At 35.0% G+C, this 22,573-nt stretch carries 21 protein-coding genes and 1 other annotated feature; of the genes, 20 read left to right on the forward strand and 1 reads right to left on the reverse strand.

The genetic code is table 11. The features are described 5' to 3' along the window. From CN601_RS13125 to CN601_RS13155, 7 genes are all read left to right on the forward strand, one after another. Positions 1-261 (forward strand): YggT family protein, encoded by a 261-nt coding sequence (locus CN601_RS13125; protein WP_098117622.1) that lies wholly within the window; start codon positions 1-3, stop codon positions 259-261. Between the two features lie 68 nt (positions 262-329). Next, complete coding sequence (locus tag CN601_RS13130) at positions 330-1,103, forward strand: YlmH family RNA-binding protein (RefSeq protein WP_098171280.1); 774 nt, start codon at positions 330-332, stop codon at positions 1,101-1,103. Positions 1,104-1,189: 86 nt separating this feature from the next. After that, positions 1,190-1,678, forward strand: a complete 489-nt coding sequence (locus CN601_RS13135; RefSeq protein WP_098117618.1) for a DivIVA domain-containing protein — start codon at positions 1,190-1,192, stop codon at positions 1,676-1,678. Between the two features lie 55 nt (positions 1,679-1,733). Continuing rightward, positions 1,734-1,957, forward strand: a binding site (T-box leader). Between the two features lie 264 nt (positions 1,958-2,221). Continuing rightward, positions 2,222-4,978: an isoleucine--tRNA ligase gene (gene ileS / locus CN601_RS13140; protein WP_098117616.1), complete on the forward strand. Its 2,757-nt coding sequence runs from the start codon at positions 2,222-2,224 to the stop codon at positions 4,976-4,978. Positions 4,979-5,146: 168 nt separating this feature from the next. Beyond that, entirely contained in the window at positions 5,147-5,518 is a 372-nt protein-coding gene (locus CN601_RS13145) for a hypothetical protein (RefSeq protein ID WP_098117614.1), read from the forward strand. A gap of 100 nt (positions 5,519-5,618) precedes the next feature. Next, on the forward strand, positions 5,619-6,299 hold the full coding sequence (locus tag CN601_RS13150; protein ID WP_098171281.1) for a CAP domain-containing protein: 681 nt from the start codon (positions 5,619-5,621) through the stop codon (positions 6,297-6,299). Positions 6,300-6,463: 164 nt separating this feature from the next. Continuing rightward, a complete protein-coding gene (locus CN601_RS13155) occupies positions 6,464-7,150 on the forward strand; it encodes a CAP domain-containing protein (protein WP_179865548.1) in 687 nt (228 codons plus the stop codon). Positions 7,151-7,311: 161 nt separating this feature from the next. Here CN601_RS13155 and CN601_RS13160 read toward each other — a convergent pair whose 3' ends face one another. Further along, positions 7,312-8,268, reverse strand: a complete 957-nt coding sequence (locus CN601_RS13160) for a phosphatidylinositol-specific phospholipase C/glycerophosphodiester phosphodiesterase family protein (protein WP_098171283.1) — start codon at positions 8,266-8,268, stop codon at positions 7,312-7,314. 287 nt (positions 8,269-8,555) lie between these two features. Here CN601_RS13160 and CN601_RS13165 point away from each other — a divergent pair, with 287 nt between their 5' ends. The 13 genes from CN601_RS13165 (at position 8,556) to pyrE (ending at position 22,066) form a co-directional block, all read left to right on the forward strand. Beyond that, positions 8,556-8,879, forward strand: coding sequence for a TraR/DksA family transcriptional regulator (locus CN601_RS13165; protein ID WP_098117605.1), 324 nt, complete (start codon positions 8,556-8,558; stop codon positions 8,877-8,879). A gap of 71 nt (positions 8,880-8,950) precedes the next feature. Beyond that, positions 8,951-9,409 carry a signal peptidase II gene (gene lspA, locus CN601_RS13170; RefSeq protein ID WP_098117603.1) on the forward strand — a complete coding sequence of 153 codons (459 nt, stop codon included), beginning with the start codon at positions 8,951-8,953 and terminating at the stop codon, positions 9,407-9,409. After that, on the forward strand, positions 9,406-10,314 hold the full coding sequence (locus CN601_RS13175; RefSeq protein WP_098171284.1) for an RluA family pseudouridine synthase: 909 nt from the start codon (positions 9,406-9,408) through the stop codon (positions 10,312-10,314). Before lspA ends, CN601_RS13175 begins: the two co-directional genes overlap by 4 nt. 187 nt (positions 10,315-10,501) lie before the next feature. Further along, on the forward strand, positions 10,502-11,044 hold the full coding sequence (pyrR, locus tag CN601_RS13180) for a bifunctional pyr operon transcriptional regulator/uracil phosphoribosyltransferase PyrR (RefSeq protein ID WP_098117599.1): 543 nt from the start codon (positions 10,502-10,504) through the stop codon (positions 11,042-11,044). Between the two features lie 134 nt (positions 11,045-11,178). After that, the gene (locus tag CN601_RS13185; RefSeq protein ID WP_142317350.1) at positions 11,179-12,483 is read left to right on the forward strand and encodes a solute carrier family 23 protein; all 1,305 of its coding nucleotides are present in this window, start codon (positions 11,179-11,181) and stop codon (positions 12,481-12,483) included. A gap of 82 nt (positions 12,484-12,565) precedes the next feature. Beyond that, positions 12,566-13,477, forward strand: a complete 912-nt coding sequence (locus tag CN601_RS13190; RefSeq protein WP_098171285.1) for an aspartate carbamoyltransferase catalytic subunit — start codon at positions 12,566-12,568, stop codon at positions 13,475-13,477. Next, positions 13,461-14,747 carry a dihydroorotase gene (locus CN601_RS13195; protein ID WP_098171286.1) on the forward strand — a complete coding sequence of 429 codons (1,287 nt, stop codon included), beginning with the start codon at positions 13,461-13,463 and terminating at the stop codon, positions 14,745-14,747. Before CN601_RS13190 ends, CN601_RS13195 begins: the two co-directional genes overlap by 17 nt. Continuing rightward, a complete protein-coding gene (locus tag CN601_RS13200; protein WP_098117591.1) occupies positions 14,744-15,844 on the forward strand; it encodes a carbamoyl phosphate synthase small subunit in 1,101 nt (366 codons plus the stop codon). Before CN601_RS13195 ends, CN601_RS13200 begins: the two co-directional genes overlap by 4 nt. After that, on the forward strand, positions 15,829-19,041 hold the full coding sequence (carB, locus tag CN601_RS13205) for a carbamoyl-phosphate synthase large subunit (RefSeq protein WP_098171287.1): 3,213 nt from the start codon (positions 15,829-15,831) through the stop codon (positions 19,039-19,041). The genes CN601_RS13200 and carB overlap by 16 nt, the downstream gene beginning before the upstream one ends. Then, entirely contained in the window at positions 19,038-19,808 is a 771-nt protein-coding gene (locus CN601_RS13210) for a dihydroorotate dehydrogenase electron transfer subunit (RefSeq protein WP_098171288.1), read from the forward strand. The genes carB and CN601_RS13210 overlap by 4 nt, the downstream gene beginning before the upstream one ends. Beyond that, positions 19,805-20,746, forward strand: a complete 942-nt coding sequence (locus tag CN601_RS13215) for a dihydroorotate dehydrogenase (protein ID WP_098171289.1) — start codon at positions 19,805-19,807, stop codon at positions 20,744-20,746. Before CN601_RS13210 ends, CN601_RS13215 begins: the two co-directional genes overlap by 4 nt. After that, positions 20,718-21,431 carry an orotidine-5'-phosphate decarboxylase gene (gene pyrF / locus CN601_RS13220; protein ID WP_098171290.1) on the forward strand — a complete coding sequence of 238 codons (714 nt, stop codon included), beginning with the start codon at positions 20,718-20,720 and terminating at the stop codon, positions 21,429-21,431. The genes CN601_RS13215 and pyrF overlap by 29 nt, the downstream gene beginning before the upstream one ends. Further along, positions 21,428-22,066, forward strand: coding sequence for an orotate phosphoribosyltransferase (pyrE, locus tag CN601_RS13225; protein WP_098117581.1), 639 nt, complete (start codon positions 21,428-21,430; stop codon positions 22,064-22,066). Before pyrF ends, pyrE begins: the two co-directional genes overlap by 4 nt. The last annotated feature ends 507 nt before the right edge of the window (positions 22,067-22,573 follow it).

The following is a 22,573-nucleotide window of genomic DNA, read 5'->3' on the forward strand; positions in this document are numbered from 1 at the left end:
ATGGACTTTGTATTAAATATAGTAATACAGTTAATTGGGCTATATAGAATTATTATCATAATTCATATTCTACTTTCATGGTTTCCTCAAATTAGACAAACTGGTTTTGGAAGATTTATCGGAATGTTAGCAGAACCTTATTTAGAGCCATTCCGTCGAATAATACCTACAATTGGAATGTTTGATTTTTCTCCAATTGTGGCATTTATAGCGCTTAATTTTGCCATTGACGGAATAAGACAAATTCAAGCATTCTTCTAAAAAGAGAATCTAACAGGTTCTCTTTTTTTATTAATAATGACAGTTTAATGAAAAAGAGGATCACATTTATGAGTATTTATGATCACTATCGCAAAGAAGAACATGTTTTCGTAGACCAAGTGCTAAGTTGGAAAGAACAAGTAATCGAACGCTATTCAATAAAGTTAACCGATTTTCTCGATTTAAGGGAACAAGCGATTTTGCAATCAGTTATTGGAAACCAAGCAGATTGTCATGTCGCATTTTTTGGTGGACGTTTAGATAGTGAACGAAAACGTGCAATTATTTACCCAAGCTACTACACGCCAGAAGAAGAAGATTATTCTTTAGAAGCATTTGAGTTAAATTATGCAACTAAATTTCATACATTATCCCATCGACAAGTACTAGGTACATTAATGTCATTAGGGATAACTAGAGGGAAATTTGGTGATATTTTAATAAAAAATGATAAAATCCAATTAATAGTTGCGGAAGAAATTGCAAGTTTTGTAGAAAATAACTTTAATTCTGTAGGAAAGTCGCCGATTAAATTAATGGGAATTTCATTTAAAGAGCTGATTGAATCAGATGATAATTGGCAAACTAGTAATGGAACTGTATCGTCATTACGATTAGATGTTTTATTAAGTGAGTTTTATAATATATCAAGGCAAAAAGCTCAAATGCTTATAAAAGCTGGGCATGTAAAAGTAAATCAGCGAATCATTGATTCTACATCATTCATATGTGAAGAAGGAGATTTGTTTTCAGTTAAAGGCTTTGGAAGAGGCATGTTACAATCAATTGACGGCTTGTCAAAAAAGGAAAAATGGCGGATAAACTACGGAGTTAAAAAATAGCTCAGAAATTGTAGAAGGAAAAACGTAGAAACTGTCGAAAATTTATTATAACCTATTAATAAAGAACTTACATGGAGGTGGCTTAATTGCCTTTAACACCACTTGATATTCATAATAAAGAATTTGGCAAAAGTTTTCGTGGTTATGACGAAGACGAAGTGAATGAGTTTTTAGATCAAGTTATTAAAGATTATGAATTAGTTATTCGTGAGAAGAAACAGTTAGATGAACAAATTCTTGATATGAAAGAAAGATTAAAGCATTTTTCTACGATAGAAGAAACTTTAAATAAGTCGATTTTGATTGCCCAAGAAGCTGCTGAAGATGTTAAAGGTAGTGCTCAGAAAGAAGCTAAATTGATTATTAAAGAAGCAGAAAAGAATGCCGATCGTATTATCAATGAAGCTTTAATTAAATCTAGAAAAGTCACAATGGAGTTTGAAGAACTTAAAAAACAATCGAAAGTTTTCCGAACACGTTTAAGAATGGCAATTGAAACTCAATTAGAAATGTTAGGTCATGAAGATTGGGATCATATTTTAGATGAAAAAGAAACAGAAGAAATTGCAAACTAGTCTCATAAGCCTTGACGATTTCTAAAGTTTTACATATAATTTATTAGATATTAATTGTAAATCGGTGATAGGGAAGAGTACTTCTATAAAACTAGTTAGCGAGTCAAGGACAGTGTAAGCTTGATCTAGAATTTAGGAGGAAAATCACCCTAGAGTGCTTTTCTGAACTTAAGTAAGAAAAGACGTGTCATTCACGTTACGGATGCTAAGAGGACAATAAAGAATAATTTTTTATTGTCAATTAGGGTGGTACCACGGGAAACCTTTCTCGTCCCTTTTTTGGGATGCGAAAGGTTTTTTTGTATTCATCAACGATTTATTTTACATATTTAAAATCCATCAAATTGAAACGAAAGCTTTAAATTAATACATTTGAAGCTTTCATAAATAGATGATTCCACTAATAAAAGGCGGGTAAGATGGATACAATGCGTTAATGTGGAATTTAAAATGCTAAACAAGCTAGTAAAACCTATTAGGAAATATATTAATAAACTAGCTTTTAGATACAACTTTGAAATAGTTAATAATGGAGGAAAGCAAATGGAATACAAAGATACGTTACTTATGCCAAAAACTGAATTTCCAATGAGAGGAAATTTACCTCAACGTGAGCCTCAAATTCAAGACGAATGGAACAAGAAAGATCTTTATGCAACTGTACAAAAGCATAACGAAGGAAAGCCTTCATTTATTTTACATGACGGACCGCCTTATGCAAATGGTGATCTTCATATGGGACATGCACTTAATAAAGTTCTAAAGGATTTCATTGTTCGTTTTTATAATATGAATGGATATCGTTCTCCTTATGTTCCAGGTTGGGATACTCATGGTTTACCAATTGAACAAGCTTTAGCAAATAAAAAAGTAAATCGTAAAGAAATGTCAGTAGCAGAATTCCGTAAACTTTGTGAGGAATATGCTTACGAGCAAGTAGAACGCCAAAAAGAGCAATTCAAACGTTTAGGGATTTTAGGAGATTGGGACCGCCCATATATTACTCTTGAAAAAGAATATGAAGCTGAACAAATTAAAGTATTTGGTAAAATGGCTACTAAGGGATTAATCTACAAAGGTCTAAAACCGGTATATTGGTCTCCTTCTAGTGAGTCAGCATTAGCAGAAGCAGAAATCGAATACCAAGATAAACGCTCTGCATCAATCTATGTTGCATTTGCTGTTGAAAATGGTAAAGATGTTTTAAATGGTGGAGAGAAGTTCATTATTTGGACAACAACACCTTGGACAATTCCAGCTAACTTAGCTGTATGTTTACACCCTGAATTAAGCTATGATGTAGTTGCTGTAAACGGTGATAAATTTGTCGTTGCTAGTGAATTAAGAGAATCTGTAGCAACAGAATTAGGATGGGAAGATGCGGTAGTTGAAAAGTCATTCAAAGGTTCTGAGCTAGAAGGCATCGTATGTAAACATCCTTTATATGATCGTAATTCAGTCGTAATTTTAGGGGATCATGTAACAACTGACGCTGGAACGGGTTGTGTTCATACAGCTCCTGGTCATGGTGAAGATGACTTCCGTGTTGGACAGCAATATGGTCTAGATGTACTTTGTCCAGTAGATGAAAAAGGTGTTCTAACTAAAGAAGCTCCTGGCTTTGAAGGTTTATTCTATGATGCAGCAAATAAAGAAATTACAAATGCATTAGAAGAAAAAGGTGCTTTATTAAAATTACAATTTATTACACATTCGTATCCTCATGACTGGAGAACGAAAAAACCAATAATCTTCCGTGCAACAGCACAATGGTTCGCATCTATTGAAGCAATTCGTGATCAATTAATGCAAGCTGTTCAAGATACTAAATGGTTCCCAAATTGGGGGGAAACTCGTCTATTCAACATGGTTCGTGATCGTGGAGATTGGTGTATTTCACGTCAACGTGTATGGGGAGTACCAATTCCAGTATTTTATGCTGAAGATGGAGAAGCAATTATTACTGAAGAAACAATTGAACACGTTTCGAACATATTTAAAGAGAATGGCTCAAATATTTGGTTTGAAAAAGAAGCGAAAGAATTATTGCCAGAAGGCTTTACACATCCTGGTTCACCGAATGGTAAATTTACTAAAGAAAAAGATATCATGGATGTATGGTTCGATAGTGGTTCGTCACATCAAGCTGTCCTAAATACTCGTGAAGAATTATCTTTCCCAGCAGATATTTACTTAGAGGGATCTGACCAATACCGTGGTTGGTTTAACTCATCTTTAAGTACTAGTGTTGCTGTAACAGGTCAAGCACCTTACAAAGCTGTAGTAAGCCATGGTTTCGTTTTAGACGGTGAAGGTCGTAAAATGAGTAAATCAATCGGTAACATCGTTTTACCATCAAAAATTATGAATCAATATGGTTCAGATATTTTACGTCTATGGGTAGCTTCTGTAGACTATCAATCAGATGTACGAGTTTCAGATGCATTAATGAAGCAAGTAGCTGAAGTATACCGTAAAATCCGTAATACTTTCCGTTTCTTATTAGGAAACTTAGATGGATTTAACGCAGACCAAGATGCTTTAAAATATGAAGAACTACGTGAATTAGATCAATATATGTTAGTTAAATTAAACAATGTAGTTAAAACTGTTCGTGAATCATATGAGAAATACGAATTCGCTAACGTTTATCATACAATTCAAAACTTCTGTACGACAGATTTAAGTTCATTCTATTTTGATCTATCGAAAGATGTTTTATATATTGAGCCAAAATCAAATAAAGATCGTTTAGCAATTCAAACAGTGTTACATGAGTCATTACAAGCACTAACTCGTTTAGTGGCACCAATTTTACCTCATACGGCAGAAGAAGTTTGGTCTCATATGGCAGGTACAACAGTTGATAGTATTTTCTTAACTGAAATGCCAAATGTTAAAGATTTTGGAGACACTCAAAGCTTAGAAGCTAAGTGGGAAAAATTCATGGATTTACGTGATGATGTATTAAAAGCACTAGAAGTAGCTCGTAACGAAAAAGTAATCGGTAAATCGTTAACTGCTGCAGTAACAATTTATCCAAATGCAGAAGTAGCTGAGCTATTAAATTCAATTCATGAAGACTTCAAACAATTATTAATCGTTTCTCATGTAGAAGTTGCAGATCAAAACGAACAAGCACCTGAATCAGCACAAAAATTCGATACATTAAGTATTGTAGTAACACCTGCTAGTGGTGAAACATGTGAACGTTGTTGGGTTGTAACTGAAGAAGTAGGAAAAGATGAAGCTCATCCTACATTATGCTTACGTTGTGCAAGTGTTGTAAAAGATATGTAAAAAGAAGAGTTGCCTGAGGCACTTAATGAAAGAGTCGAATTTTTTCGGCTCTTTTTATCTATTTGTCGATTACCTCAACCATAAATAATGTTTTACAAATTTGTAAATGTGGGTGTATTAGTGTATTGTATGTATAGTTAGTTGAAAAAATCAAATGAGGGATATATTATGAATTATAAAAATAATCCGAATTGGGATAAATTAACTGATTTAATGAAAAAAAGAATTGAATTAAGAGAAAAAGGATATAGCTATCAAGAAATAGCAGACCTAGAGCATAAAAGTCGATCAAGTATTCAACAAAGTATTAAACGTTCATATTTCCTTTTAGGTATAAAGGAACCGGATATTAAAGGGATCCTTAAAAAAGAAATTGACAAGACCGTTGATATTGATGGTATTCGAAATCAAATGCTTGAGGAATTTAATAAACAAGGAATAAGAGAATTTATAAAAGAAATCGTCAAAAGAGATGATGTAAAAGAAATATTGAAAGAAGAATTTAAAAAAGAATTAGATGAAGAAAAGGATGATCGATAGTAAAATCTTCCTTTTTTATTTTTTGCATTGTATGTATGTATGTGTTGTTGTATTATTAGTTTTGTAAGCGGCACACAAAAAACGAATTGGGGGAAACAATTTGAAAAATACATTCAAAAAGGTAACTCAAACAGTTTTAGGAATCGCGGTAGCATTACCAATGGTTATTGGAATAGGAGCGACAAATGCAGGTGCAACTTCAGGAGCAGTTACAGCTACAAAATTGTCAGTAAAAGAAAGACCATCGAATAGTTCAAAAACAGTTGGATACTTTGCTAAAAATCAAAAAATTAACTACTCAGGCTACAATAGCAATTATGTAAAAGTTAATTATAAAGGGAAAACAAGATATATTCTTAAAAAATACGTAAAATATGTTCCACCAGTAAAATCAACTACACCTCCTAACTCAACAACGTCATCTAAACCGAGCACACCGCCAAGTACAAATGCCTCGATCGAACAACAAATTTTAGATTTAGTAAATATCGAGCGTGGTAAAGGCGGATTAAAGCCACTAACACTATCGAGCTATTTAAACGGGACAGCACAAAACTGGTCACAAACGATGAGTAATGCACACAGTATGTATCATTCCACTTTAGACTTTAAAGGTGGCTATAAAGGGGAAAATATTGCACAAGGGCAAACGACAGCAAAAGAAGTTATGACTGATTGGATGAACTCACCAGGACATAGAGCGAATATTATGAGCGCTAACTTTAAACAACTTGGAGTAGGTAAGATAGGAACATATTGGACACAACAATTTACGGACTGATGAATAACAAAAGTGAAATTCAAGTAATTTTGTGAAATTAGAAAAGAAAAAGGAAGATTGATAGTAAAATCTTCCTTTTTAAAATATTTATTGTGTGTATGTATGTATTGATGTATTATTGGTTTTGTAAGCGCACACAAAAAAACGAATTGGGGGAAAACAATTTGAAAAATACATTCAAAAAGGTAACTCAAACAGTTTTAGGAATCGCAGTAGCATTACCAATGGTTATTGGAATAGGAGCGACAAATGCAGGTGCAACTTCAGGAGCAGTTACAGCTACAAAATTGTCAGTAAAAGAAAGACCATCAAATAGTTCAAAAACAGTTGGATACCTTGCTAAAAATCAAAAAATAAACTATTCAGGCTACAATAGCACTTATGTAAAAGTTAATTACAAAGGTAAAACAAGATACATCCTTAAAAAATATGTAAAATATGTTTCACCAGTAAAATCAACAACAACTACACCTCTTAACTCAACAACATCATCTAAACCAAACATACCACCAAGTACGAATGCCTCGATCGAACAACAAATTTTAGATTTAGTAAATATCGAGCGTGGTAAAGGCGGATTAAAGCCACTAACACTATCGAGCTATTTAAACGGGACAGCACAAAACTGGTCTCAAACGATGAGTAATGCACACAGTATGTATCATTCCACTTTAGACTTTAAAGGTGGCTATAAAGGTGAAAACATTGCACAAGGTCAAACGACAGCAAAAGAAGTTATGACTGATTGGATGAACTCACCAGGACATAGAGCGAATATTATGAGTGCTAACTTTAAACAACTTGGAGTAGGTAAAGTAGGAACTTATTGGACACAACAATTTACAGACTGATTTGTTGGTAGGAAGGGTTAGTTAGAAAAGAAAACCCACACTAGGATTTAATTCCTGTGTGGGTTTTCTTTTTATAGTAGGGATTTGTTAAAGTTAACCAAATAAAATAGTAACCATCTGTTAGATGTTTCATATTCTATCTTCTCGACTATCTATTAGCCTTATGGATTTATTTTAGTTTCGAATTCGTGAGGAAAAAGAAAATCAGTCCTGTATTCATTCGGAATTAGATAATCAGAATAGACCCCATGAACTCCCATTATTTGATAGTGATGATAAATAAATTTATCATTTATTGTATTTACATAAACATTAACATTATTTTGTCTTAAACGACTAATAAATACTTTATTTACCAAATTCTCAGGCATTGTGACAACCTTTATTCCTTTGTCTTTAACGAATTCAATTGCTTCATCATTTGTAATATTACCTTGATAAAGCGTCAAAATATAACTTTTAAATGGATAAATATTATTAATAAAGTCATACATTTCAATTGTATATAATTGAGGAATGATACGTTCTAAAACAGAAGGCTCGATTTGATTAACTGTACTTACGATATTAGAAAAAACCTTTATGACTTCATCTTTTGAATTACTTTTTGTATCAGTTACAAGATAAAGATCGGGGTAGATTTTCATTAATCTTACTATTTCTTCAAGCGTAAGTGGATGATATTTTTTATGAATCATTAGGGATTTAAATTCATTCAAATTCAATGGTTTACCAAGTTTATTAGTTGAGACATGTTGACCTAAAAATGCAAACATATATTCTTTCCAATCGTGCCTTGCTACTAATTGACCGTCTGTTGTAATAACAAAATCTACTTCTACAATTCGATAACCATTTTTGTAACTGTTTTCTAAAGCTTCTTTACTATTTGTAACTCGTTTTGTTCCTTCTAAACCACCTAACCCATGAGCGATGAATTTGTTACCTTCTACCCAATCATATGGATTTGTATGTTTATTTTTATTTTGTTCAACAGTTTCAGTTTTTTGTTTTATCGTATATGAATAAGCTCTTTTGTGGTATGGGTATACCTCGCTAATGCAGAAAATAACAAATATGAAAGTAAATAAAATGAATAGTCTACGTTTACCTTTCAATTTAAATTCTCCTAAACATTAATATCAACACAATTAGTTTTATCTTTGTTCATAGATCGAAAAATATTCTTTGTCAAATTCATCCTTCATTCTAATTAAGTTTCTAAAGAAGTAAGAAACAATACTCCCTTATGATTGAGCTTTTAATTAAAAAGAAAATCTTACTAACATTTCATTTATTAATGGAAATATCTTTTTCGATTTCCTTTACAGGAAAAAGTTTCACCTATTATCGATTTCGATTTGAGGGAAAAGTATTGTTACATTAATAATTGGGAGTGAAGAAGATGAGGAGCAATGAAATTTTCTATATTAAACAAGAGCTCGAAGTAATTAAAAATGAATTGCTGCATCGTTTATTTTCTGAACCAATAAGCTCTTCGGTGATTGAGTATCACCATTCTATTTATGAAGAGACAAATAAGCATCTTATGCTAGTTGAAGATATGCAAAATGACTTATATGATATTGAGATTGCTTTACAAAAAATTGATAATGGATTGTATGGTTATTGTGAAGTAACTGGGCAATCTATTCCAATTGATAAGTTAAAAATCCTTCCAACAGGTCGAACCATGGAGGATTTTAGTTTTGTGAGAAATCATTACTAATACTATTCATTGTATAAAAGTTTCCCCTATGCTAAAATTTTATGAGATATCTAATAAGGTAGGGGATAAATATGGCATATATTATTGCATTCATTGTCATTTTAATTGATCAGCTAACAAAACTTGCGGTTTTAAAGAAGATGTATTATGGAGAAAATATTGAAATTATTAAAAATTTCTTTTACATAACTTCACATCGCAATCGTGGGGCGGCATGGGGAATGCTCCAAGGTAAAATGGGATTCTTTTATTTAATCACATTAGTCTTTGTAGTAGCGGTGATTTATTTTATTCAAAAGCACGCAAAGGGACATCGTTTCCTAGGTCTATCGTTAGGATTGGTATTAGGAGGAGCAATCGGTAATTTCATTGATCGTTTCTTTAGAAAAGAAGTAGTTGATTTTATTCATGTTTATATTTTCAATTATGATTTCCCAGTATTTAATATCGCAGATTCAGCTCTTTGTGTAGGAGTTATATTATTATTTATTATTACTTTATTGGAAGATAAAAGAGGAGTTAAGAAATGACAGTTTTTGCTTTTACAGTTCAAGAGGATCAACATTTAGAAAGAATCGATACATTTATTGCGGCCCAAAATGATGAGTGGTCAAGATCGCAAGTTCAAATATGGTTAAAAGAAGATTTTGTATTAGTGAACGGTGATAAAATTAAACGTAATTATAAAGTAAAACAAGGCGATGAAATATCAGTTTCAGTACCTGATCCGAAGCCATTAGAAGTGATAGCTGAAGATATCCCACTGGAAATTTATTACGAAGATTCTGATGTAATCGTTGTAAATAAACCGCGTGGTATGGTTGTGCATCCTGCATTAGGTCATGAAACGGGTACTTTAGTTAATGCGCTAATGTATCATTGTAAAGATTTGTCTGGTATTAACGGTATATTAAGACCTGGTATTGTTCATCGAATTGATAAAGATACTTCAGGATTATTAATGGTTGCCAAAAATGATGTAGCTCACGAAAAGCTTGCAGAGCAATTACGTGAAAAAACGACTGTACGTAAATATATTGCAATTGTACATGGCGTTATTCCTCATGAGGAAGGCACAATTGATGCACCAATTGGACGAGATAAGAGTGATCGTCAAAGTATGACAGTTACTGATGAAAATAGTAAAGAAGCAGTTACTCATTTTAGAGTTTTAGAGCACTTTGAAGAGTTTACATTAGTAGAATGTCAGCTTGAAACAGGTCGTACGCATCAAATTCGTGTTCATATGAAATACATTGGATTCCCATTAGCTGGTGATCCTAAATATGGTCCACGTAAAACATTAGATATTGATGGTCAAGCTCTACATGCAGCTGTGTTAGGATTTAAACATCCTAGAACAAATGAGTATTTAGAGTTCTCATCACCTATTCCAAAAGTACTAGAAAATATTATTGAACATTTACGTAGATAACTGTTGACAATCATTGCGGCATAGGTCATAATGAGGACAGTTGAATGAACCTTTAACACAACCCCGTGAGGTTGAGAAGGAAGCGGAAAAAATGAAAAGGGATAATTGTATCCTTTTACGCTACCCTCTTGTCCATCGGGCAAGAGGGTTTTTTGCTTCTACAAATTAAAAGTAGGAGGTAAGGTAAATGACTGAAAAAGCAATCATCTTAGACGAACTTGCAATTAGACGTGGTCTAACAAGAATTGCACATGAAATGCTAGAGAATAACAAAGGCATTGAAAACATTGTTTTAGTAGGAATTAAAACAAGAGGTGTTTATTTAGCAAAACGAATTGCAGATCGAATTAAACAAATTGAAGGTAAAGATGTAATCATGGGTGATTTAGATATTACACTTTATCGAGACGATTTATCAACAAAGACAGAAAACAAAGAACCATTAGTGAGGGGTTCAAATGTTCCTGTTGACCTAACAAACAAAAAAGTAATTTTAGTTGATGATGTGCTTTACACTGGTAGAACAGTTCGTGCCGCAATGGACGCTGTTATGGACTTAGGTAGACCGGCACAAATTCAATTAGCAGTATTAGTAGATCGAGGACACCGTGAACTTCCAGTAAGAGCTGACTATGTTGGTAAAAATATTCCAACATCGAGTAATGAAAAAGTAGTCGTAGCTTTAAAGGAAACAGATGACCACGATAAAGTAAGTATATTTGAAAAATAAAAGTCCCTTTTAAATTTGGTCCAGAGAGGCTAACAAAGGGTCTAGTTAGTTGCTGCCTTCTAAGCAACGTATTGGACTCTTTGTGTATAATCACAAAGAGTTTTTTTATTGGGAAAAATGGAGGAATCAACATGATAAAACAAAAACCTGTACTTGAGATAAATGAAAAACCGAATTTAGGTCAATGGTTTTTCCTGAGTTTACAACATTTATTCGCAATGTTTGGTTCTACAGTGTTAGCGCCAATCTTAATCGGAATTAATCCTTCAATCGCACTAATATCAAGTGGAATTGGAACAATCGTATTCGTCCTAATCACTAGAGGAAAAGTGCCATCATACCTAGGGTCATCATTCGCTTTCATAGCTCCAATGATTTATGCGAAAACAAATTTAGAACCTGGTGCAGCGTTCGTAGGAGTTTTCATTACAGGTATTATTTACGCAGTCATCGCACTGATCATAAACAAAGTAGGCGTGAAATGGTTGTTCAGAGTATTACCACCAATCGTTGTTGGACCGGTAATCATCGTAATCGGTTTAAGCTTATCATCGGTAGCAGTTGGAATGGCAATGAACGGAGCAAATCATAAATACAGCTCAACATCAATCTCAATCGCATTAATAACACTAGCAATCACAATCATAACAGCATTATTCACAAGGGGTTTCTTATCAGTCATACCAATACTAGTAGGAATTATCGGTGGATATATTACTTCAATCTTCTTTGGAGTAGTAGATTTCACAGGAATTGAAAAAGCACACTGGATAGCAGTACCCGATTTCTCGGTACCGTTTGTTAACTACACACCACATGTCACATTCCAGTTACTAATGATCTTTGTACCAGTAGCAATCGTGACAATCTCAGAACATATAGGACACCAAGTAGTACTTGGAAGTGTTGTAAATAAAGATTTAATTAAAGATCCTGGATTAGATAAGTCATTATTCGGGGATGCAGTTTCAACAATGATTGCAGGTCTAATCGGTGGACCTACAACAACAACTTACGGTGAAAACATCGGAGTTCTAGCAATTACAAGAGCATACAGCGTATACCTGTTCATAGGTGCTGCAACCTTCGCCATGGTATTCGGATTCATCGGAAAAATATCGGCAGTGATTAGCTCAATACCAACACCTGTAATGGGTGGTATCTCAATCCTACTTTTCGGAATCATCGCTTCAAGCGGATTACGAGTACTTGTAGAAAACAAAACAGATTTCTCGAAACAACGTAACTTAATCATCGCTTCAGTAATCTTAGTACTAGGAATTGGTGGAGCAGCAATACACATTGGTAAGACATTCGCACTAGAAGGAATGGCATTATCAGCTCTAATCGGAGTAGTCCTAAATTTAGTACTACCAGAAAATATTGGTGGCGATCGTAAAATTGAAAAAGATCAAAACGATAATAGCTTAGCTTCATAAATGACAATTAAGTGGGGCATTCTTACAAAGAATAGAGTGCTCCAGAAATAAAACGGATGAAATTCATTTAGGGGGAAGACGGATGAATCATTTATTAACCATGTCTGATTTAACAATAGAAGAAATTCAAGATTTGCTAAACCAAGCTCAAAACTTTGCAAATGGAGAAATAAGTAGCCTGAAACGTCAGACATTTGTTGCAAATTTGTTTTTTGAGAATAGTACGAGAACTCGCTTCAGTTTTGAAGTAGCACAGAAGAAACTTGGTCTTGAGGTCATTAACTTAGCTGTTGAAAGCTCAAGTATTCAAAAAGGTGAAACTTTATATGACACAGTTAAAACACTTCAAGCAATTGGAGTTGAAGCAGTTGTAATACGTCACACTGAAGACGAGTATTTTCAAGAAATTAAAGATGCTGGAATGCCAATCCTGAATGCCGGCGATGGATGTGGAAATCACCCAACACAATGCTTACTTGACTTACTAACGATCAAACAAGAATTTGGTAGCTTTGAAGGATTAAAAATAGCAATAGCTGGGGACTTAAGACATTCAAGAGTTGCTCGCTCTAATGCTGAAGCACTAACGAGACTTGGAGCAAAAGTATACTTCGCAAGTCCAGATGAATGGAAAGACGATAAAAATACTTATGGAACATATAAAAATTTAGATGAATTAGTTGAAGAAGTTGATGTGATGATGCTACTGAGAGTACAGCATGAAAGGCATGACGGAAAAACTAATCACATAATGGAAAATTACTTACAAAACCATGGACTAACAATTGAAAGAGAAGCAAAAATGAAACCTAGTAGTATCATCATGCATCCAGCTCCATTTAATCGAGATGTAGAAATTGCGAGTGAATTAGTAGAGTGCGAGCGATCAAGAATCTTTAAGCAAATGGAAAATGGTGTATATGTACGAATGGCTGTTTTAAAAAGAGCCTTACCAACAGTATGGGGAGAGATGAAAAATGAAGTACTTGTTTAAAAACGGTGTCATCTTACAAGAAAATGGTGAACTTCTAAATAGAGACGTATTAGTCGTTAATGGAAAAATTTCAGTGATCGCTGAAACAATCGTTGATGAAGATGCAGTACAAATTGAGTTAAACGGCAAATTACTTTCAGCCGGTTTAATAGATGTTCATGTTCATCTTCGCGAGCCAGGTGGTGAACATAAGGAGACAATCGAAACAGGTACAAAAGCAGCAGCAAGAGGTGGATTTACATCAATTGCAGCAATGCCAAATACTCGTCCAGTACCAGATACAATCGAACACTTAACAGCTTTAAATAAGAAAATAGAAGAAACAGCAGTTGTAAACGTATTACCATATGCATCAATTACAATACGACAAGCTGGTGAAGAGCAAACAGACTTTGAAGGCTTAAAAGAAAATGGAGCATTTGCTTTCACAGATGATGGTGTAGGAGTTCAATCTGCTGAAATGATGTACAAAGCAATGCAAAAAGCTGCAGAGCTAAACGTATCAATCGTTGCACACTGTGAAGAAAACACACTAATTCAAAAAGGTTGTGTTCACGAAGGCAAGTTTTCAAAAGAAAATGGCTTAAATGGAATCCCTTCAATTTGTGAAAGTGTTCAAATTGCTCGAGATGTTTTACTAGCTGAAGCTACAGGATGTCATTATCATGTTTGCCATATCAGTACAAAAGAATCAGTAAGAGTAGTACGCGATGCTAAACGAGCTGGTATAAATGTAACTGCTGAGGTTTCTCCACACCATTTAATTCTTTGTGAAGATGATATCCCAGGCTTAGATACAAATTTCAAAATGAATCCACCTTTAAGAAGTGCAATCGACAGAGACGCATTAATTGAAGGATTAATGGATGGAACAATCGACATGATTGCAACAGATCATGCACCTCATACAGCTGAGGAAAAAGCACAAGGAATGCAATTAGCACCATTTGGAATTGTAGGATTAGAAACAGCATTTCCATTATTAAACACACACTTTGTTGAAACAGGGAAAATGACATTACAGCAATTAATCAACTTTTTAACAACTAAACCTGCTGAAGTTTTTAACTTAAACAGAGGAAAAATTGAAGTTGGAGCGGTGGCAGACTTAACTGTAATCGACTTAGAGTTAGAAGAGGAAATCGATTCAACAACATTCCTTTCAAAAGGTAAAAACACACCATTTGATGGCTGGAAATGTAAGGGTTGGCCGGTAATGACAATGGTAAATGGCAAATTAGTATATGAAAGAGAGGAATTAACAGTATGATGCGTCAATTAATATTAGAAGACGGTACAGTTTTTGTAGGAGAAGGATTTGGTAGCGAAGTTGAAACAACAGGAGAAATAGTATTTACAACAGGTATGACAGGATATCAAGAAGTATTAACTGACCCATCTTACTGTGGACAAATCGTAACATTCACTTACCCATTAGTAGGTAACTACGGAATCAATTTAGAGGATTTTGAAAGTATTGTACCAGCAGTTCACGGCTTAATTGTAAAGGAATATGCTGAGCACCCATCAAATTTCCGAAACAAAATGAGCTTAGATCAATACTGTAAAGACAAAGGAATCCCGGGTCTAGCAGGAATCGATACACGTATGTTAACGAAAAAGTTACGTGAAGTTGGAACGATGAAAGGAAAGTTCTGCAGCATGGAAGCAAATGTTGATGAAGTAGTTGCAGAATTAGCAAACACACCGTTATTCACAAATCATGTAGAGCGAGTTTCTACTCACAAACCATATAGAAGTCCAGGTAGAGGACACCGAGTGGTTTTAGTAGATTTCGGTATGAAACACGGTATCTTAAGAGAATTAACAAATCGTAAATGTGACGTTACAGTTGTGCCTTATAATGTATCGGCAAAAGAAATATTCTTACTAGCTCCAGATGGAATTATGCTAAGTAATGGACCTGGAGATCCAAAAGATGTTCAAGTAGCAATCGAAATGATTAAAGAAGTAGTTGGTAAAGTACCATTATTCGGAATTTGCTTAGGTCACCAATTATTCGCTCTAGCAAATGGAGGAAATACTTCAAAACTTAAATTCGGACACCGTGGAGCGAACCATCCAGTTAAGCATTTAGAAACAGGAAAAGTAGCAATCACTTCACAAAACCACGGTTATGCTGTAGAAACAGAGTCAATTGAAGGAACTGACTTAGAAGTAACACATGTTGCATTAAATGATGGAACAGTAGAAGGACTTAAACACAAGAAATACCCAGCTTTCACAGTACAATATCACCCAGAAGCATCACCAGGACCTGAAGATGCAAACTACTTATTTGACGAATTTATTAGCATGATGGAAGCACAGAAGAGAGAGGGGAACTTACAATGCCAAAACGCGTAGACATAAAAACAATCTTAGTAATCGGATCAGGACCAATCATAATCGGTCAAGCAGCAGAATTTGACTATGCTGGAACTCAGGCTTGTCAGGCATTGAAAGAAGAAGGATACAAAGTAATTCTTGTAAACTCAAACCCTGCAACAATTATGACAGATGTACAAACAGCAGATAAAGTATACATCGAGCCACTAACAGTAGATTTTGTTAGTCGAATCATTCGTAAAGAACGCCCAGATGCACTTTTACCGACATTAGGTGGTCAAACAGGACTTAATCTAGCGGTAGAATTAGATAAATCTGGCGTATTAAAAGAGTGTGGAGTAAAAATATTAGGAACAACTCTAGAAGCGATTAACCGTGCAGAAGACCGCGATCTATTTAGAACGTTAATGAACGACTTAAACGAGCCAGTACCAGAAAGTGTAATCATCCATACTTTAGAAGAAGCATATGACTTCGTAGCAGAAATTGGCTACCCAGTTATCGTAAGACCTGCCTTTACTCTTGGAGGAACAGGTGGAGGAATTTGTAATGATGAAGAAGATTTAAAAGAAATCGTAGCAAGTGGATTAAAAAATAGCCCAGTAACACAATGTTTATTAGAAAAAAGTATCGCTGGTTTCAAAGAAATTGAGTATGAAGTAATGCGCGATGCAAATGACCATGCGATTGTAGTATGTAACATGGAAAACATCGACCCAGTTGGTGTTCATACAGGAGATTCAATCGTAGTAGCTCCATCTCAAACATTAAGTGACCGCGAATATCAAATGCTACGAAATGTATCATTAAAAATCATTCGTGCACTAGGAATCGAAGGTGGATGTAACGTACAGCTTGCACTAGATGCGGATAGCTTCCAATACTATGTAATCGAAGTAAACCCACGTGTATCACGTTCAAGTGCACTAGCTTCAAAAGCAACAGGTTACCCGATTGCAAAATTAGCAGCGAAAATCGCAGTAGGCTTAACACTAGATGAAATGATTAACCCAGTTACAAAGAAAACTTATGCTTGCTTCGAGCCAGCATTAGACTATATTGTATCAAAAATTCCACGTTGGCCATTTGATAAGTTCGAAACTGCAAACCGTCAGTTAGGAACACAAATGAAAGCAACTGGAGAAGTAATGGCGATCGGTAGAACACTTGAAGAGTCATTATTAAAAGCGGTTCGCTCACTAGAATTAGGTGTAAGTCACATCGAACTTAACGCAGTAAAAGAACTGTCTAAAGAAGAAAAGATTGCTCGCATGGCAAAAGCTGACGATGAAAGATTATACATTGTTGCTGAAGCAATGAGAACTGGTATGACATTAGAAGAAATACACTCAATTACAAAAATTGATTTCTTCTTCCTACACAAAATTGAAAATATCATTAAAATGGAAAAACAAATTGAAGAAAACCATTTTGAACTAGATGTACTTTTAAAAGCTAAGAAAATGAGCTTCAGTGATGATTACATCGCAGCGAAATGGAATGCATCAAATAGAGAAATTTACGACTTTAGAAAACAAAATCAAATCGTTCCAGTATATAAAATGGTTGATACATGTTCTGCTGAGTTTGAATCTACAACTCCATACTTCTACGGAACATATGAAATCGAAAACGAATCAATCGTAACTGATAAAACAAGTGTAGTAGTACTAGGATCTGGTCCAATTCGAATCGGTCAAGGTATTGAATTTGACTATGCAACAGTACATTGTGTAAGAGCAATTAAAGAAGCTGGATACGAAGCAATCATCATCAACAACAACCCAGAAACAGTTTCAACTGACTTCAGTATCTCAGACAAACTTTATTTCGAGCCTTTAACGATTGAAGACGTAATGCACATTATCGATTTAGAAAAACCAATGGGTGTAGTCGTACAATTCGGTGGTCAAACAGCAATTAACCTAGCAGCTAAATTAGTAGAACGTGGTGTAAAAATTCTTGGAACTTCACTAGAAGATTTAGATCGTGCAGAAGACCGTGACAAGTTTGAAGAGGCACTTCAACAATTAGGTGTACCACAACCTCTAGGTAAAACAGCAATGACACCTGAAGAAGCAGCGGCAATCGCTGATGAAATTGGTTACCCAGTATTAGTAAGACCATCGTATGTACTAGGTGGACGTGCAATGGAGATTGTATATCACCGTGAAGAAATTCTTCACTACATGCAAAATGCAGTAAAAATTAATCCAGAACACCCAGTACTAGTTGACCGTTACCTAACTGGTAAAGAAATTGAAGTAGATGCAATTTCAGATGGAATCGATGTATACATCCCAGGTATTATGGAGCATATCGAACGAGCTGGAGTTCACTCTGGAGATTCAATCGCAGTATATCCAACACAAAATGTATCAGATGCTGCGAAACAAAAATTAATCGAATACACAATTAAACTAGCAAAAGGCTTAAATATCAAAGGGTTACTAAACATCCAATTTGTTGTAACAGATAAAGATGAAGTATTCGTACTAGAAGTAAACCCAAGATCAAGCCGTACAGTACCATTCTTAAGTAAAATTACAAATGTACCAATGGCGAATATTGCAACGAAAGTAATTCTTGGTCAAACATTAGCATCATTCGGATATGCAACAGGCTATCACCCAGAAGGAAATGAAGTTTATGTAAAAGCACCAGTGTTCTCTTTCGCTAAACTACGCTCAGTAGATATAACATTAGGCCCTGAAATGAAATCAACTGGAGAAGTAATGGGTAAAGATGTAAGTCTTCAAAAAGCATTATACAAAGCATTAGTAGCTGCTGGAATGCAAATCCCAACTCACGGATCAGTTATCATTACAGTAGCTGATAAAGATAAAGAAGAAGTAGTAGATATCGCAAAACGCTTCCATGAAATTGGATTTACAGTATTCGGTACAGAAGGAACTAAAAATCATTTAGAAAACCACGGTGTACCAGTTAAAGCAGTAAATAAAATTAATGAGCATGAAGACAATATGCTAGACATGATTAAGCGCGGGGATGCACAGTTTGTTATCAACACTTTAACAAAAGGTAAAAAACCAGCTCGTGATGGTTTCAGAATTCGCCGTGAATCAGTTGAAAATGGAGTTGTTTGCTTAACTTCACTAGATACAGCAACTGCGATTCTATCAGTAATTGAAAGCTTAACATTCTCAACTGCTGCTCTAACAAACAAAGAAATGAAGGCTGGCGTATTAGTATGATAAAAAAAGAACTCATGACAATTGTCTCAAACAGAGAAATTGCCCATCAAATTGTCGAAATGACATTAAAAGGTGAACTTGTTCAGGAGATGCACTCTCCTGGGCAGTTCGTCCATATAAAAGTGACTGGTGGACTGACACCACTATTAAGAAGACCAATCAGTATATGTTCGATCGACAAAGAGAAAAGTGAGTTCACGATGATATTCCGCGCAGAAGGTGAAGGAACAAAACTTTTAAAAGAAGCAAGCGTTGGACAACAGGTTGATGTATTAGGTCCTCTAGGTCAAGGGTATGATGTTGAAACTCTTTCAGAAGGAGATACAGCTCTACTTGTTGGTGGTGGAATTGGAGTACCTCCAATGTATGAACTTTCTAAGCAATTTAAAGCACGTGGTGTAAATGTCATTCATGTACTAGGATTTGCATCAAGCAATGTAGCTTTTTATGAAAAAGAGTTCTCAGAATTAGGTCCAACTTACATGGCAACAGTAGATGGAACTTTAGGTACGAAAGGATTCGTAACAGATGTTATTCGTGAAAAAGGACTTCAATTTGATCAATACTTTGCATGTGGTCCAACAGTAATGTTAAAAGCATTACAACAGCAGTATAAAGGTATGAAAGATGGCTTTATATCACTTGAAGAACGCATGGGCTGTGGAATTGGAGCTTGTTTTGCATGTGTATGCCATACTGAAGACGGTTCATATCGTAAAATTTGTAGCGATGGGCCAGTATTCCGGGCTGAGGAGGTAGTACTATGATTTCATTACAAACAAAACTTCCTGGCTTAGATTTAAAAAATCCCATTATGCCAGCTTCTGGTTGCTTCGGATTTGGTAGAGAGTTTGCAAATCTATACGATCTAAGCATTCTTGGAGCGATTATGATAAAAGCAACAACAGTTGAAACAAGATACGGAAATGAAACACCTCGTGTAGCTGAAACGCAAGCGGGGATGTTAAATGCGATTGGACTTCAAAATCCTGGCTTAGAAAAAGTAATTAACGAAGAATTAAAATGGTTATCTAACTATGATGTACCGATCGTTGCAAATATTGCTGGATCTACAATTGAAGACTATGTAAAAGTTGCTAAAGAAATATCAAAAGTAAGTAATGTAAAAGCATTAGAATTAAACATTTCTTGTCCAAATGTAAAATGTGGTGGGATTGCATTTGGAACTGATGCAGCAACAGCGGCAGAAGTGACAAAGAAAGTTAAAGAAGTAAGCGAAGTTCCGCTTTACGTAAAATTATCACCTAATGTAACGAACATTGTTGAGATCGCAAAAGCAATTGAAAATGCAGGTGCAGATGGTTTAACAATGATCAATACATTACTAGGAATGAGACTAGATTTAAGAACGGGAAAACCGATTCTTGCAAATAAAACTGGTGGATTATCTGGTCCTGCAATTAAACCAGTAGCAATTCGAATGATTCATGATGTAAGTCAAGTAGTAAACATCCCGATTATCGGAATGGGTGGCGTAATGAACGCAGAAGATGCACTAGAATTTTTCCTAGCAGGAGCAAGTGCAATCGGTGTAGGAACGGCAAACTTTGTTGATCCATTCGCTTGTCCAACTATCATTGAAGAACTACCAGAAGTACTACACAAATATGGATATCAGTCGATTGAAGAATGTATTGGAAGGAGCTGGAAACAACATGTCAGCACAAGTGGTCATCGCGCTTGATTTTTCATCAAAAGATGAAGTTATGAATTTTGTAAAAAAATTTCAACAGTCTCTATATGTAAAGGTAGGGATGGAGTTATTTTACAAAGAGGGTCCAGCGATCATTACGGAATTAAAAGAATTAGGCCATCAAATCTTCTTAGATTTGAAACTTCATGATATTCCAAATACAGTAAAACATGCAATGAAAAATATCGCATCTTTAGAAGTAGATATGACGAATGTCCATGCAGCTGGTGGAACGAAAATGATGAAAGCAGCATTGGAAGGACTAGAAGAAGGTACGCCTGCCGGTAAAAAAAGACCGCTACTAATTGCTGTAACACAACTTACAAGCACGTCAGAAGAGCAAGTAATTCACGAACAAGGACTTTCATCATTAAAGGATTCAATTAAGCTTTATGCTGCTATTACAGAAGAAAGTGGACTAGATGGTGTAGTCTGCTCTCCACTAGATGTAGAGTTAGTAAAAGCAGCAGTAGAAGGCGATAACTTTATCACTGTAACACCTGGCATTCGTCTAGCAGACAATAGTGTAGACGATCAAGTACGTGTAACAACACCGGCGAAAGCTAGACAATTAGGAAGTAGCTATATTGTAGTAGGACGCAGTATTACAAAAAGCGAAAATCCAGTAGAAGCATATGAAGAAATAGTAGCACAATGGGGGGGCGTAACAATATGAAAAAAAATATCGCAGCAAACTTACTAAGCATTGGGGCAGTTAGCCTTCAACCTGAAAATCCATTTACTTGGGCATCAGGAATCAAATCTCCAATCTATTGTGATAATCGCCTAACTCTTGGCTATCCAGAAATTCGCAAAAACATTGCAAAAGGCTTAGTAGAATTAATTCAAACTAAATTTGGTAACGTAGATGTAATCGCAGGAACTGCAACTGCAGGTATTCCTCACGCAGCATGGACAAGTGATTTAATGGAATTACCAATGGTATATGTACGTAGCTCAGCAAAAGGACACGGCAAAGGAAATCAAATCGAAGGCCCAATCCAAACTGGACAAAAAGTAGTTGTAGTAGAAGACTTAATCTCAACTGGCGGCAGCGTAATTACATGCGTTGATGCTCTTCGCGAAGCAGGTTGCGAAGTTTTAGGAGTAGTATCAATCTTTACTTACAACCTACCTGCAGCGGTTGAAAAATTCACTGCAAATGACGTAACATATGACTCACTAACTGACTATGACACTTTAGTTGAAGTAGCAAAAGAACAAGGCTCAATCGAAGAAGAACACGTAGCAAAACTAACAGCATGGAGAAAAAATCCACAAGATGCTAGTTGGATGACTGTAGAAGTTTAATACTTAGAGTAGGAAAGATGACTTTTTTGAAGTCATCTTTTTTTGTTTGTTTTTTGCTGGAATTTTAGATAGGAAGAAAGTGCAAATAAAATGATGGGAGCTACTAATAAATGAGAGAGGGATGCAAATAAAAAAGGTGAAAGTGCAAATAAAATGATGGGGGCTGCAATTAAATGAGAGAGGAATGCAAATAAAAAAGAGGTGCAAATAAAAAAGGTGAAAGTGCAAATAAAAAAGTGAAAACTGCAATTAAAAATGGTCAAAGTGCAAATAAATTAAATGGACTGCAAATAAAAAAGGCGAAAGTGCAAATAAAAATATCAAAAGTGCAATTAAAATCGTAAAAACTGCAAACAAAAAGTTCAAAAGTGCAAATAAGTTCTAGAAAAGCTCGAAGAAATATGAAAATGTTGATTAACAATGTGTGGAAAACAAATAAACAGTAGGAAAAGTAATTAATATTGTACAATCTCACACAAAATGGCTCCATTTTTATAATAATTTTGG

Origin of the sequence: Bacillus sp. AFS017336, assembly GCF_002555445.1 — a bacterium.
In the GTDB taxonomy this organism is placed as follows: Bacteria; Bacillota; Bacilli; order Bacillales; family Bacillaceae_G; genus Gottfriedia.

What these genes read in the sequence shown, in the direction of transcription:
- pyrE (WP_098117581.1), top strand. Translation starts at nt 21,428, where the DNA reads ATGAAAAAAAATATCGCAGCAAACTTACTAAGCATTGGGGCAGTTAGC.
- CN601_RS13200 (WP_098117591.1), top strand. Translation starts at nt 14,744, where the DNA reads ATGATGCGTCAATTAATATTAGAAGACGGTACAGTTTTTGTAGGAGAA.
- CN601_RS13175 (WP_098171284.1), top strand. Translation starts at nt 9,406, where the DNA reads ATGACAGTTTTTGCTTTTACAGTTCAAGAGGATCAACATTTAGAAAGA.
- carB (WP_098171287.1), top strand. Translation starts at nt 15,829, where the DNA reads ATGCCAAAACGCGTAGACATAAAAACAATCTTAGTAATCGGATCAGGA.
- CN601_RS13165 (WP_098117605.1), top strand. Translation starts at nt 8,556, where the DNA reads ATGAGGAGCAATGAAATTTTCTATATTAAACAAGAGCTCGAAGTAATT.
- CN601_RS13125 (WP_098117622.1), top strand. Translation starts at nt 1, where the DNA reads ATGGACTTTGTATTAAATATAGTAATACAGTTAATTGGGCTATATAGA.
- pyrR (WP_098117599.1), top strand. Translation starts at nt 10,502, where the DNA reads ATGACTGAAAAAGCAATCATCTTAGACGAACTTGCAATTAGACGTGGT.
- CN601_RS13130 (WP_098171280.1), top strand. Translation starts at nt 330, where the DNA reads ATGAGTATTTATGATCACTATCGCAAAGAAGAACATGTTTTCGTAGAC.
- ileS (WP_098117616.1), top strand. Translation starts at nt 2,222, where the DNA reads ATGGAATACAAAGATACGTTACTTATGCCAAAAACTGAATTTCCAATG.
- CN601_RS13190 (WP_098171285.1), top strand. Translation starts at nt 12,566, where the DNA reads ATGAATCATTTATTAACCATGTCTGATTTAACAATAGAAGAAATTCAA.
- CN601_RS13215 (WP_098171289.1), top strand. Translation starts at nt 19,805, where the DNA reads ATGATTTCATTACAAACAAAACTTCCTGGCTTAGATTTAAAAAATCCC.
- CN601_RS13210 (WP_098171288.1), top strand. Translation starts at nt 19,038, where the DNA reads ATGATAAAAAAAGAACTCATGACAATTGTCTCAAACAGAGAAATTGCC.
- pyrF (WP_098171290.1), top strand. Translation starts at nt 20,718, where the DNA reads ATGTCAGCACAAGTGGTCATCGCGCTTGATTTTTCATCAAAAGATGAA.
- lspA (WP_098117603.1), top strand. Translation starts at nt 8,951, where the DNA reads ATGGCATATATTATTGCATTCATTGTCATTTTAATTGATCAGCTAACA.
- CN601_RS13145 (WP_098117614.1), top strand. Translation starts at nt 5,147, where the DNA reads ATGAATTATAAAAATAATCCGAATTGGGATAAATTAACTGATTTAATG.
- CN601_RS13195 (WP_098171286.1), top strand. Translation starts at nt 13,461, where the DNA reads ATGAAGTACTTGTTTAAAAACGGTGTCATCTTACAAGAAAATGGTGAA.